The 12,526-nt window shown below is 63.8% G+C and carries 10 protein-coding genes; 7 read left to right on the top strand and 3 right to left on the bottom strand.

All coding sequences use genetic code 11. The features are described 5' to 3' along the window. Positions 1–48: 48 nt before the first annotated feature. Positions 49–411 (bottom strand): hypothetical protein, encoded by a 363-nt coding sequence (locus P0D89_RS15955; RefSeq protein WP_408367441.1) that lies wholly within the window; start codon positions 409–411, stop codon positions 49–51. 351 nt (positions 412–762) lie between these two features. Between P0D89_RS15955 and ychF the strand changes: the two genes are divergently transcribed. The 7 genes from ychF to P0D89_RS15920 all read left to right on the top strand — a co-directional run bounded on the left by ychF (position 763) and on the right by P0D89_RS15920 (position 9,983). After that, the gene (gene ychF / locus P0D89_RS15950; RefSeq protein WP_408367439.1) at positions 763–1,857 is read left to right on the top strand and encodes a redox-regulated ATPase YchF; all 1,095 of its coding nucleotides are present in this window, start codon (positions 763–765) and stop codon (positions 1,855–1,857) included. A gap of 333 nt (positions 1,858–2,190) precedes the next feature. Then, positions 2,191–3,516, top strand: coding sequence for a sn-glycerol-3-phosphate ABC transporter substrate-binding protein UgpB (ugpB, locus tag P0D89_RS15945; protein ID WP_408358070.1), 1,326 nt, complete (start codon positions 2,191–2,193; stop codon positions 3,514–3,516). 71 nt (positions 3,517–3,587) lie between these two features. Beyond that, positions 3,588–4,472, top strand: a complete 885-nt coding sequence (gene ugpA, locus P0D89_RS15940; RefSeq protein ID WP_408358069.1) for a sn-glycerol-3-phosphate ABC transporter permease UgpA — start codon at positions 3,588–3,590, stop codon at positions 4,470–4,472. Then, positions 4,469–5,314, top strand: a complete 846-nt coding sequence (gene ugpE, locus P0D89_RS15935) for a sn-glycerol-3-phosphate ABC transporter permease UgpE (RefSeq protein WP_408358068.1) — start codon at positions 4,469–4,471, stop codon at positions 5,312–5,314. The genes ugpA and ugpE overlap by 4 nt, the downstream gene beginning before the upstream one ends. 84 nt (positions 5,315–5,398) lie before the next feature. Continuing rightward, a complete protein-coding gene (locus P0D89_RS15930; RefSeq protein ID WP_408358067.1) occupies positions 5,399–6,487 on the top strand; it encodes a sn-glycerol-3-phosphate import ATP-binding protein UgpC in 1,089 nt (362 codons plus the stop codon). Positions 6,488–6,752: 265 nt separating this feature from the next. Continuing rightward, complete coding sequence (gene ettA / locus P0D89_RS15925; protein WP_408236639.1) at positions 6,753–8,420, top strand: energy-dependent translational throttle protein EttA; 1,668 nt, start codon at positions 6,753–6,755, stop codon at positions 8,418–8,420. A gap of 441 nt (positions 8,421–8,861) precedes the next feature. Continuing rightward, positions 8,862–9,983: a DUF748 domain-containing protein gene (locus P0D89_RS15920; protein ID WP_408358066.1), complete on the top strand. Its 1,122-nt coding sequence runs from the start codon at positions 8,862–8,864 to the stop codon at positions 9,981–9,983. Between the two features lie 66 nt (positions 9,984–10,049). On the opposite strand, the gene P0D89_RS15915 is transcribed toward P0D89_RS15920, so the two are convergent. Continuing rightward, positions 10,050–10,673, bottom strand: coding sequence for an HAD family hydrolase (locus P0D89_RS15915; protein WP_408358065.1), 624 nt, complete (start codon positions 10,671–10,673; stop codon positions 10,050–10,052). A 31-nt stretch (positions 10,674–10,704) separates the two neighbouring features. Further along, entirely contained in the window at positions 10,705–12,519 is a 1,815-nt protein-coding gene (locus tag P0D89_RS15910; protein WP_408358064.1) for an aminopeptidase P family protein, read from the bottom strand. Between the last annotated feature and the right edge of the window lie 7 nt (positions 12,520–12,526).

Below are 12,526 nucleotides of genomic sequence, written 5' to 3'. Positions count from 1 at the left end.
CGGATCGGCGCGTGCAGCCTTCGCGCCCGGAAAAACAGCGGGCGCAGGCTAATGCGCACCCGACGTCAGCGCCACATTCGCCTCGCGCAGGCGCATGAAGTTGCGGTCCGATTGCAGAATGCTCCACGCGCTCGCTTCGAGCTGGGCTTTGCGCTCGCGCTGATCGCCTCGCACGGCGCAGTCGGGGAACACGCGGTCGTACACGCGCCACAAGGAATCGAAGTCGTTTTTATCGGCGAATTGCGCCATTTGGACCCGGTCTTCCGAGGTCAGGTGGTTCGTGAGGCATTCGACGGTCTGCCGGTCTGTGTTGGCCTGAGCTTCGTCGAAGCCCGGCGCCAGCCATGTGGCGACAATGCCGCCCACCAGCACCACGGCCAAGCCCGTTCCCAACCATCCAACTATGCGCATGCCTTTTCCCCGGAGAGAGTTCTGGCGGCCCCGAGCGGGCGATTTTACAGTGACCTTAAAGAAATCGGCTGAGGAAATCGATTGCGGCCGGGGGCCGGCAGCGTAGTGTTGCGGTCGCGCCTGCTGCCCGGCCAGCCTCGCTTTCCCGCCGCCGCACCGGTAAGCCGATCCGAACGGGTTACAATTGCGCTTTCCGTGAACACTCGCACTCAATCGTTGAGCCAACGCCCCGATTCGGTGACCTGTCCCGCTCCGCTACGATTGCCGCGCCACGCCAAACGCGCTGGCTTCCCGAATCCGCACACGGCGTCGAGCGCATCACGCAACTTACTGATTCACTGAAGGATTCCCATGAGCCTCAAATGCGGCATCGTCGGCCTGCCTAACGTCGGCAAGTCCACCCTGTTCAACGCACTGACCAAGGCGGGCATTGCCGCCGAAAACTACCCGTTCTGCACGATCGAGCCGAACGTCGGCGTCGTCGAGGTGCCGGACGCGCGTCTGAAGGCGCTCGCCGACATCGTCAAGCCGGAGCGCATCCTGCCTGCGGTGGTGGAATTCGTCGACATCGCCGGTCTCGTGGCGGGCGCCAGCAAGGGCGAAGGCCTCGGCAACCAGTTCCTCGCGAACATCCGCGAAACCGACGCGATCACGCACGTGGTGCGCTGCTTTGAAGACGACAACGTGATTCACGTCGCGAACAAGGTCGATCCGCTGTCGGATATCGAAGTGATCAACACCGAACTGGCGCTGGCCGACCTCGCCACCGTCGAAAAGGCGCTGACGCGCTATTCGAAGGCCGCCAGGTCGGGCAACGACAAGGAAGCCATCAAGAACGCCGCCGTGCTGGAAAAGGTGCGCGCGCAGCTCGACCAGGCCAAGCCGGTCCGTGCGCTCGATCTGACGGACGAGGAAAAGGCGACGCTCAAGCCGTTCTGCCTGATCACCGCGAAGCCGACCATGTACGTGGCGAACGTGAAGGACGACGGTTTCGAAAACAACCCGCATCTGGACGCGGTGAATAAATTCGCGGCGACGGAGAATGCGCCGGTCGTGGCCGTGTGCGCGGCGATCGAAGCGGAAATCGCCGACCTCGACGAAGCCGACATGGAGGTGTTCCTCGCCGACATGGGCATGCATGAACCGGGGCTGAACCGCGTGATCCGCGCGGGCTTCAAGCTGCTCGGCCTGCAAACCTACTTCACGGCCGGCGTGAAGGAAGTACGCGCGTGGACGATCCATGTCGGCGACACCGCGCCGCAAGCGGCGGGTGCGATCCACACCGACTTCGAGCGCGGCTTCATTCGCGCGCAGACGATCGCGTTCAATGACTTCATCACCTACAAGGGTGAGCAAGGCGCGAAGGAAGCGGGCAAGATGCGCGCGGAAGGTAAGGAATACGTCGTGCACGACGGCGACGTGATGAACTTCCTGTTCAACGTCTAAAAGTTGAAGGTTCAGCTGCGCAGCATGCGCGTTCAGGAAAGCCCGCTTCAAGCGGGCTTTTTTATTGCCGCCGCCCGATTGCGCAGGAGCGCGAACAACCCTCACGCGGGCCGCGACAAGCCCCCAGCGGCCGCGCGCCGCTACATCCCATCCCCCATCGCCGCGTGCCCCGATTGTTTCCGTTTCATAACAGCCGATGTTACATTGCCGCTTCCGACGCACATCGAACGCGGCCCGCGCCGCCTGGCCCATGACGCCGGACTGTCATCGAACACAAATAGAATCGCGCGATTCGCATTCGCGCCCGTTCCATACCATCTGGGGAGACAATCGATGAATTGCAAGCCGCTGTTCCGTTCGCTATCCGTTGCCGCCGTATTCGGTATCGGCATTAGTCAGGCTGCCCAGGCCGCCACTGAAATCCAGTTCTGGCACGCGATGGAAGCCGCCCTGGGCGAACGTCTGAGCGACATCGCCAACGACTTCAACGCGTCGCAAAGCGACTACAAGATCCTGCCGGTTTTCAAGGGCACCTATGACCAGACGCTCGCGGCCGGCATCGCCGCGTATCGCAGCGGCAACGCGCCGGCCATTCTGCAAGTCTACGAAGTCGGCACCGCAACGATGATGCAGGCGAAGAAGGCCGTGGTCCCGGTCACGGAAGTGTTCAAGCAAGCGGGCGTGCCGCTCGACCAGAAGGCGTTCGTGCCAACTATCGCAAGCTATTACAGCGACGCCAAAACGGGCCAGCTGATCTCGATGCCGTTCAACAGCTCGACACCGGTGCTCTACTACAACAAGGACGCGTTCAAGAAAGCCGGCCTCGACCCGAACCAGCCGCCTAAAACATGGGCCGAGTTGCAGACCGACTCGCAGAAGCTGAAAGCGTCGGGCATGGCGTGCGGCTATTCGTCCGGCTGGCAGAGCTGGATTCAACTCGAGAACTACAGCGCGTGGCATGCCGCGCCGTTCGCGTCGAAGAACAACGGCTTCGACGGGCTCGACGCGCAGCTCGAATTCAACAAGCCGCTGCAGATCGCGCACATCCAGTTCCTGCAGAACATGCAGAAGGACGGCACCTTCACCTATGTCGGCCGCAAGGACGAACCGGTGTCGAAGTTCTATAGCGGCGACTGCGGGATCATCACGAACTCGTCGGGCTCGCTCGCCACGATCAAGAAGTACGCGAAGTTCAATTTCGGCACTGGCATGATGCCGTACGACGCGAACGTGAAGGGCGCGCCGCAGAACGCGATCATCGGCGGGGCGAGCCTGTGGGTGTTGTCGGGCAAGGACCCGGCGGTCTACAAGGGCGTGGCGAAATTCCTCGCGTATCTGAGTTCGCCGCCGGTGGCCGCGAAGTGGCATCAGGACACGGGCTACCTGCCGGTCACGACCGCCGCGTACGACCTGACCCGCCAGCAAGGCTTCTACGAGAAGAACCCCGGCAGCGACACCGCGATCCGGCAGATGCTCAACAAGCCGCCGCTGCCGTTCACGAAGGGCTTGCGTCTGGGCAACATGCCGCAGATCCGCACGGTGATCGACGAAGAGCTCGAACAGGTGTGGGCGCAGAAGAAGACGCCGCAACAGGCGCTCGACGCGTCGGTATCGCGCGGCGACGAGCTGCTGCGCCGCTTCGAAAAAGCCGGCAACTAAAGCGTTCGCCGGCACGGTTCCGGCGCGCTCGCGCCGGAACCCATAGTTGCAGCCAAACCTTGGGACCCTCGATGGAAAAGCGCTCCAGCTTCGGCACTAGCCTGCTGCCCTATCTGCTCGTCGCGCCGCAACTCGCGATCACGGTTCTGTTCTTCCTGTGGCCGGCCGGCGAGGCGCTCTGGCAATCCACGCAAAGCCAGGATGCGTTCGGCACGTCGAGCGAGTTCGTGGGTTTCGAGAACTTCAGGCAACTGCTCGCCGATCCGCTCTATCTGTCGTCGTTCAATACGACGCTGATCTTCTGCGCGCTCGTCACGGTGTCGGGGCTCGTGATCTCGCTGCTGCTGGCGGTCTGCGCGGATCGCGTGACGCGCGGCGCGAAGACCTACCAGACGCTGCTGATCTGGCCTTACGCGGTCGCGCCCGCTATCGCCGCGGTGCTGTGGTCGTTCCTGTTCAATCCGAGCATCGGCCTCGTCACCTACGCGCTGGCGAAGTACGGCATCGTGTGGAATCACGCGTTGAATGCGGGCCAGGCGATGTTTCTGGTGGTGCTCGCGTCGGTCTGGAAGCAGGTCAGCTATAACTTCCTGTTCTTCTACGCGGGCTTGCAGGCGATCCCGCGTTCGCTGATCGAAGCGGCCGCGATCGACGGCGCCGGTCCGGTGCGGCGCTTCTTCGGCATCGCGCTGCCGTTGTTGTCACCGACCAGTTTCTTCCTGCTGGTGATCAACATCACCTACGCGTTCTTCGACACCTTCCCCGTGATCGACGCCGCCACCGGCGGCGGACCCGCGCAAGCTACCCGCACGCTGATCTACAAGATCTTCGCCGAAGGTTTCCAGGGGCTCGACATCGGCAGCTCGGGCGCGCAGTCGGTGATCCTGATGGTGATCGTTGTCGCGCTGACGGTCGTGCAATTCCGCTTCATAGAACGCCGGGTTCAATACTCATGATCGAGAACCGCCGCGGTTTTGACCTCTTCTGCCACGCGGTGCTGATACTCGGCGTCGCACTGGTGGTTTTTCCGGTGTACGTTGCGTTCTGCGCGGCGACGATGAGCGAGCATGAAGTGTTCAGCGTGCCGCTGTCGCTCGTGCCAAGCACGCATCTGTTCGAGAACATCGCGACCGTCTGGTCGCATGGCAGCGGCAATGCGGCGGCGCCGTTCGGGCGCATGCTGGTCAACAGTCTCGTGATGGCGCTCGTGATTTCGATCGGCAAGATCGCCGTCTCGATGATCTCCGCGTACGCGATCGTGTTCTTCCGTTTTCCGTTTCGCACGTTCGCGTTCTGGCTGATTTTCGTCACGCTGATGCTGCCGGTCGAAGTGCGGATCTTCCCGACCGTGCAGGTCGTGTCGTCGATGCATCTGAGCAATACGTATAGCGGTTTGACGTTGCCGCTAATCGCATCGGCCACTGCGACGTTCCTGTTCCGCCAGTTCTTCATGACGCTGCCGGACGAATTGATGGAAGCGGCGCGCATCGATGGCGCGGGCGCGATGCGCTTCTTCTGGGACGTTGTGTTGCCGCTGTCCAAAACGAACATGGCGGCGCTCTTCGTGATCACGTTCATCTACGGCTGGAATCAGTATCTGTGGCCGATCCTGATTACGAGTCAGCAGTCGCTGACCACCGCCGTGGTCGGTATCAGAAGCATGATCGCGTCCGGCGACACCGCGACCGAATGGCATCTCGTGATGACCGCGACGCTGCTCGCGATGCTGCCCCCGCTCGCCGTCGTGGTGACGATGCAGCGCTGGTTCGTGCGCGGGCTGGTGGATTCGGAGAAGTGATCCGCGTCGCCCGGGCGAGCTTCTTCCGACAATCGAGTACCCAACACCGCGCGAACGCGGCAAGCAACGAAAGGCTAAAACGGCATGGCTGCACTGACTCTGCAAGGCGTTAAAAAAACCTACGACGGCAAACAGTTCGTACTGCACGGGATCGACGTGGACGTGGCCGACGGCGAGTTCGTCGTGATGGTGGGCCCGTCCGGCTGCGGCAAGTCCACCTTACTGCGGATGGTGGCCGGACTCGAACGGATCTCCGAGGGGCGCATTTCGATCGCGGGCAAAGTGGTCAACGAGCTGGAGCCGAAGGACCGCAACATCGCGATGGTGTTCCAGAATTACGCGCTGTACCCGCATATGAGCGTGGCCGAGAACATGGGCTACGCGCTGAAGATCGCGGGCGTCGAGCGCGCGCAGATCGCGAAGCGCGTAGAGGCCGCCGCGCAGATTCTCGAACTCGAAGCGCTATTGCAGCGCAAGCCGCGCGAGTTGTCCGGCGGCCAACGACAGCGCGTCGCGATGGGCCGCGCGATCGTGAGAGAGCCGGCGGTATTTCTGTTCGACGAACCGTTATCGAATCTCGACGCGCGTTTGCGTGTGCAGATGCGCCTCGAAATCCAGCGCCTGCACGCGCGCCTCGCCACCACGAGTCTGTACGTGACGCACGATCAGATCGAAGCGATGACGCTGGCGCAGCGCGTGATCGTGATGAACAAGGGCCACGCCGAGCAGATCGGCGCGCCGACCGAGGTCTATGAGCGGCCGGCCACGGTGTTCGTCGCGAGCTTCATCGGTTCGCCGGGGATGACTCTGCTCGAAGGCCGCGTGTCGGATGACGGCGCGACGTTCGATGTCGCCGGCAACGGTCCGAAGCTGCCGCTGACGGGCGTGGCGTCGATTGGGCGCGAAGTCGCCAAGGGACGCGAATGGACGCTCGGGATTCGCCCCGAGCACATGAGCCCGGATCAGGCCGACGGCGGGCACGCGACGCTCACCGTCGACTCGTGCGAACTGCTCGGCGCGGACAATCTCGCGCACGGCCGCTGGGGCAAACACGATGTGACGGTGCGCTTGCCGCACGCGCATCGGCCCGCGGCGGGCGACGCGCTGCAAGTGGCGCTGCCGGCGCGGCATCTGCATTTCTTCGATCCGGCGACAGGACGGCGCGCGAACTGAGACCGAGCCGAAGCGCATGCGGTCCGAATGACGAACGGCGCGCGAATCGGGCCCGCGCCAACGCCCCTCGCCGCCCTCTGCCGCCCCACCCCTGCCCGCGAAGTACAATGCCACCTGAACTAACCGCCCGCGCGCGGCGCGTCGTTGAACTCGACGCCGGGCCGGCCGGCGCCGGGCGCTCCGCCCGGCCTCAACACCGATTACCCATCCACCCACGACTGCCCGCCTCCGCGCGACCGGCGTCGTCAACGTCTATTGCAAGCAAATGGCCCAATACGTCTTCACCATGAACCGGGTCGGCAAGATCGTGCCGCCCAAGCGTCAAATCCTGAAAGACATCTCGCTGTCGTTTTTCCCCGGCGCGAAGATCGGCCTGCTCGGCCTGAACGGCTCGGGCAAGTCGACGCTGATCCGCATCATGGCCGGTGTGGACAAGGACATCGAGGGCGAAGCCACGCCGATGCCGAACCTGAACATCGGCTATCTGCCGCAGGAGCCGCAGCTCGATCCGACCAAGACGGTACGTGAAGCGGTCGAGGAAGGCCTCGGCGACGTGTTCAACGCGCAGAAGAAGCTCGACGAAATCTACGCGGCCTATGCCGAGCCGGACGCCGACTTCGACGCGCTCGCCGCCGAACAGGCGAAGTACGAAGCGATCCTCGCCACGTCGGATGGCGGCAGCGCCGAGCAGCAGATCGAAATCGCGGCCGACGCGCTGCGCCTGCCGGCCTGGGACGCGAAGATCGAGCATCTGTCGGGCGGCGAAAAGCGCCGCGTCGCGCTGTGCAAGCTGCTGCTCGAAAAGCCGGACATGCTGCTGCTCGACGAGCCGACCAACCACCTGGACGCGGAATCGGTCGACTGGCTCGAACAGTTCCTCACGCGCTTCCCGGGCACCGTCGTCGCCGTGACCCACGACCGCTACTTCCTGGATAACGCAGCCGAGTGGATTCTCGAACTCGACCGCGGCCACGGCATTCCGTGGAAAGGCAACTACAGCAGCTGGCTCGATCAGAAGGAAGAGCGTCTTAAGCAGGAAGAATCATCGGAATCGGCGCGTCAGAAGGCGATCAAGAAGGAGCTGGAGTGGGTGCGCCAGAATCCGAAGGGCCGTCAGGCGAAGTCGAAGGCGCGTATCGCCCGCTTCGAGGAACTGAACAGCCAGGACTATCAGAAGCGCAACGAAACGCAGGAAATCTTCATTCCGGTCGGCGATCGTCTCGGCAATGAAGTGATCGAGTTCAAGAACGTCAGCAAGTCGTATGGCGACCGTTTGCTGCTCGACGACGTCAGCTTCAAGATTCCGGCGGGCGCGATCGTCGGCATCATCGGGCCGAACGGCGCCGGTAAGTCGACGCTGTTCCGCATGCTGACCGGCCGCGAACAGCCGGACTCGGGCGAGATCGTGCAAGGCCCGACCGTCAAGCTCGCTTACGTGGACCAGAGCCGCGACGCGCTCGACGGCTCGAAGAGCGTGTTCGAGGAAATCTCCGGCGGCGCCGACGTGCTGACGGTCGGCAAGTACGAAACGCCGTCGCGTGCGTACATCGGCCGCTTCAACTTCAAGGGCGGCGATCAGCAGAAGATCGTCGGCAATCTGTCGGGCGGCGAGCGCGGTCGTTTGCATCTGGCGAAGACGCTGATCGCGGGCGGCAACGTGCTGCTGCTCGACGAACCTTCGAACGACCTCGACGTCGAAACGCTGCGCGCGCTCGAAGACGCGTTGCTCGAGTTCGCGGGCTCGGTGCTGGTGATCTCGCACGATCGCTGGTTCCTCGACCGGATCGCGACGCACATCCTCGCGTTCGAAGGCGATTCGCAAATCACGTTCTTCGACGGCAACTACCAGGAATACGAGGCGGACAAGCGTGCGCGTCTCGGTGAAGAAGGGGCGCGGCCGAAGCGTCTGCGTTACAAGCCGATCACGCGGTAAGGTGGCGAGCCGCGGCCTGTTCTTGTGGGTTGGGAGCAGGCCGCGCTTTGTTGGTCCGCTTTGTTGGTCCGCTTTGTTGGTCCGCTTTGTTGGTCCGCTTTGTTGGTCCGCTTTGTTGGTCCGCTTTGTTGGTCTCGTTTGCAGGTCCATTTTTTCAGAGTCGCTTGACCGTCGTTCGCGCGCCTTGCCGCCAAGCGTTTCCTCTATCGCTTTTCCGGTAGTTGCGCGGGTTGTTGTTCCGGTCAAGCGCACGCCGCACATCCCTCGCATCACCGGAACAAGCGGAATAAACGGCATGAGCGGAATGCGCGCCAGGGCACACGTATTGCGTGCCACAGCGTGATACATGTCGTCGTTCCGCGAGCGCAGCCGTTCCGCCAGAATCAGCACGCGCAATAGCCAGTCACAGCCCACCACGCAAGTGATGACGAGGAGGCAAGCATGGCGATGTCGAAAGGCAACCGCTGGATCGTCGCCGTGGGCGGCGTATTGCTGGTGTTGATCGTCGTGGTGATCGGCGGCTTGCGGTTCGCGCAGCAGCAGGTCAAGGATCGCGTGGTGGCGGCGCTCGGGCCGCTCGGCAGCGCCGAAAGCGTCGACGTGAGCCTCACCGCGGTCCATCTCACGAACGTGCTCCTCAAGGCGCCGCCCAACTGGCCGGCCGGTGCCCCGCTCAGGGCGGACGAGATCACCCTCACTCCCGACATCCACGATCTGCTCGCGCGGCGCATGCATATCCGCAGCGTGGTGGTGCGCGGTTTCGACCTGGCCGTGCTGCGCACAAAGGACGGCTCGCTCAACTTGCTGCCGAATCTGCGGGAATCGCTGAACCGCCCCGATCAAGAAGCCGGCGGCCCGGTCGCACCCATTTCGAACGACAAGCAGGTCGATCACATCAGCTTCGAACAGGGCAACTTCCATTTCTACGACATGACCGTCGGGCCGCCCGCGTTCAAGGTGACGGTCAGCAACGCTAACGCGAGCGTCGACAACCTGCAATTGCCCGCGCTCAGCGAGCCGACCCGGGTCAGTGTCAGCGGCTCGATCAAAGGCCCGGCGCACACCGGCACCGTGTCGTTCGGCGGCTGGATCAAAATCGCCAGCCGGGATTCGCAGACCATCAGCAAACTGCACGGCGTCGATATCGTCACGCTCGATCCATATCTGCTGAAAAAGGCCGGCGCGAGAACCCAGGTGACAGGCGGCACGGTCGACCTGACGGTCGAGTCGACGGTACGCAACTATCAGTTGCACGCACCCGGCACGGTGACGGTCCACAATCTGCAACTCACCGACAGCGGCAATCCGCTCGATACCTTCCTGTCGATTCCGACCAAGGCAGCGGTCGCCGCGCTCAAGGCGCACAACGGCGACATCACGCTGCACTTCGTTCTGGATGGGGATTTGCGCGACCCGAAATTTTCGGTGCGGGACGGCATCATGACGCGCATCGGTACCGGCTTCGCAAAGGCGCTAGGCGTGAGCGTCGAAGACGTGGCCAAAGGCGCCGGGCAGACCGTGAAAGGGCTCGAGAACGCGTTGAAGAATCTGTTGGGTCAGTAGGCCGCATGCAAAACGGGCGCCGCGCGAACCGCAAGCGCCCTTCTCGGCATCAATCGGACCTGATCCTCAAACCGGCAATCCCAACTCGCGCAACTTCGCCTCGGTTTGCGCCGCGCTCGTGTGATGCACGCCGTGCCATCCGAGCGCCGTCGCGGCCTGCGCGTTCTTCGGATTGTCGTCGATAAAAACCAGTTCGGCTGGCTGAATGCCCGGCATTTGCGCGTCGATCCGCTCGCGCATGGCCGCGAAGATCGCCGGATCGGGCTTCACCAGCTTCACCCGTCCCGACACGACGATGTCGCGAAACCGTCGCAGCACCGGGTAATGCTCCCAAGCATACGGAAAGGTCTCGGCCGACCAGTTGGTCAGCCCGAACAGCGGCACGCCGGCGGCTTCGAGCTTTTCCATGATCGCGACACCCTCTTCCAGCACGCCGGCCACCATCTCGTGCCAGCGCTCGTAGAACGCGCGGATCAGCGCCGCGTGATCGGGAAACTTTGCGATCAGCTCGTCGGTGGCCTCGACGATCGGCTGGCCGCCGTCCTGGCGGATCACCCAGTCCATCGAGCAGACGTGAGTCAGAAACCAGTGGCGCTCGGTTTCGTCAGGGATCAGTTCGCGATACAGATACTCGGGACTCCAGTCGATCAGCACGCCGCCGAAATCGAACACCACTGCCTTGATCGCCATGCATTCTCCGTTAGCCAAGTCGTTGCCGCGCTCAGATGGGTTGCGTGCGCAACTCGAGCCACGCTTTCGCGTCGCCGGACACATGCGGCGACAGCCGCGCGCGCACCGTCTCGTGATACGCGTTGAGCCACGCGCGCTCGTCGTCGCGCAGCAGCGACAGGTCGAGGCAGCGCGTGTCGATCGGACACAGCGTCAGCGTCTCGAACCTGAGGAAGTCGCCGAACTCGGTCTTCCCGGCCGGCACGTTCAGCACGAGGTTTTCGATCCGCACGCCCCACTTGCCCGGCCGGTAGATGCCCGGTTCGACCGATGTGATCATCCCCTCTTCCATCGCGGTCCAAGGTTCGGCCGGCGCGTAATGCGAGATCACCTGCGGCCCTTCGTGCACGTTCAGGAAGTAGCCCACCCCGTGACCGGTGCCGTGGCCGTAATCGGCGCCGGCGTCCCAGATGGGCGCGCGGGCGATCGCGTCGAGCATCGGCGAACGGATGCCGCGCGGGAATTGCGCGCGCGACAACGCCATCGTGCCCTTGAGCACGATCGTGAAATCGCGCCGCTGCGCGTCGCTGGGGGTGCCGATCGGCACGACCCGCGTGATGTCGGTGGTGCCGCTCAGATACTGCGCGCCGGAGTCGATCAGCAACAGGCCGTTGCCCTCGATCACCGAATGCGCTTCCTGGGTCGCGCGGTAGTGCGGCATCGCGCCGTTCGCGTTGAAGCCCGCAATCGTCGCGAAGCTCAACGACACGAAGCCCGGACGACGCGCGCGCGCTGCCGTCAGGCGTTCGTCGATGGTCAGCTCGGTGATGGTCTCGCGGCCCAACGCACTTTCGAACCACGCGAAGAATTCGGCTAGCGCCGCGCCGTCCTGCTCCATCGTCGCGCGCACATGCTCGGATTCCGCCGCGGTCTTGCACGATTTGAAGAAAGTGGACGGATTGACGGCTTCGACCACCTTGACCGTCGACGGCACCGATTGCAATGATCCATAGGTGATGCGGCGCGGGTCGATCAGCAGCGTGCTGCCGGCGGGCAGCGCGGCGAGCGCGTCCGCGGCCTTCGCATACGCCTCGACGCTGATGCCGTCCCGCGCCAGCAAGTCGGCCAGCTCCGGCGACACTTTGCCGTCGGCGACGAAGAGCGCCACGCGATCGACGCCGATCAACGCGTGCGCGACGAATACCGGGTTATAGCTGACGTCGGCGCCGCGCAAATTCAGCAGCCACGCGAGGTCGTCGAGCGTGGAGACGAAATGCCATTGCGCGCCCTTGTCCGCCATTGCCTGGCGAATCCGCGCGAGCTTTTCCGCACGCTCGACGCTCGCGTGCGGCGCGGCGTGTTCGAACACGGTGGCTGTCGGCAGCGATGGACGCTGCGGCCAGATTGCGTCGAACAGATCGACGTCGGTGCGCAGTTGCACGCCGCGCGCGCTGAGCGCCTCGCTCAACGCCCGCGCCGCCGCCAGACCGAGCACTGCGCCGTCCACGCCGACCGTGCCGCCCGCCGCCACATTCTGCGCGAGCCAGTCGACATGCGGCGCGGTTTGCTGGCCGCCGGTCATCTTCATAAGCTGAACGCCGGTGCCGGCCAGTTGGGCGTTGGCCTGCTCCCAATAGCGGCTGTCCGTCCAGACGCCGGCGAAGTCGGCGGTGACGACCAGCGTGCCGGCCGAACCGGTGAAACCGGACAGCCACAGGCGTCCCTGCCAGCGCTCGGGCAGATATTCGGACAGATGCGGGTCCGCGGACGGCACCAGATAGGCGGCCACGCCTTCGCGCGCCATCGCGCTGCGCAAGCTCGCGAGGCGTTCGGGAATGGAGGAAGTTTCGGGGAGTCGGGCATTCATCGGATTC

Source organism: Paraburkholderia sp. RL18-085-BIA-A (assembly GCF_046027075.1).
Lineage (GTDB): Bacteria > Pseudomonadota > Gammaproteobacteria > Burkholderiales > Burkholderiaceae > Paraburkholderia.
Note: the sequence above shows the minus strand (reverse complement) of the source record. Positions and strands in the feature narration are given on the sequence as shown.